The sequence below is a fragment of the Bacteroides sp. An322 genome, assembly GCF_002161765.1.
Lineage (GTDB): Bacteria > Bacteroidota > Bacteroidia > Bacteroidales > Bacteroidaceae > Phocaeicola > Phocaeicola merdavium.
Genome location: NZ_NFIN01000076.1, coordinates 1 through 558, shown reverse-complemented (window position 1 = coordinate 558; position 558 = coordinate 1). Strand labels below are relative to the sequence as shown.

General features: G+C 40.7%; 1 tRNA gene. It reads left to right on the top strand.

The annotated features are described in order from the left end of the window. The first annotated feature begins 23 nt into the window (after positions 1–23). A tRNA-Ser gene (locus tag B5F91_RS14790) sits at positions 24–108 on the top strand. The last annotated feature ends 450 nt before the right edge of the window (positions 109–558 follow it).

The window sequence follows — 558 nt, the reverse complement described above, 5'->3', positions numbered from 1 at the left end:
AAAAGCACTTGACAAAGAAGTTTGGAGAGGTGGCAGAGTGGTCGATTGCGGCGGTCTTGAAAACCGTTGTACCGCGAGGTACCCGGGGTTCGAATCCCTGTCTCTCCGCTGAACGTACCGGACAAAACCGGACAATAAACGGACAAGTCCCACAAATCATTAAATTTGTGGGACTTTTTATGTATTCTCGGCATGAGATTAACTAACGGGTGTAAGTGGAGTAGTCGAAATTTAGTGGGGTAGCTATACAACAGGCCTCTGACAAGCTCTATTTTTTTAGAATCTGGAAAAGTTGTTTGAAAAACTCATCCGTCTTCGTTTCCAGTTTCATCCTAATGTGATTCCAATTTCATCCTGCTTGGATTGCCTTTTCACCCTGCTTCCTTTTTTGTGCCATAATCCGGTTGGTTTTTGTGAAAAAAATCAGGCGCTGTTTTTTTCTTCCCGCGTATATAATATAATAATGTGTACGGTTCAGTGCACCTAAGTCCTTTCATTAAAAATCATTCATCCGTAAATGGCTGTATTACAATGCGTTTAAAAATAAATTCAAGAAAT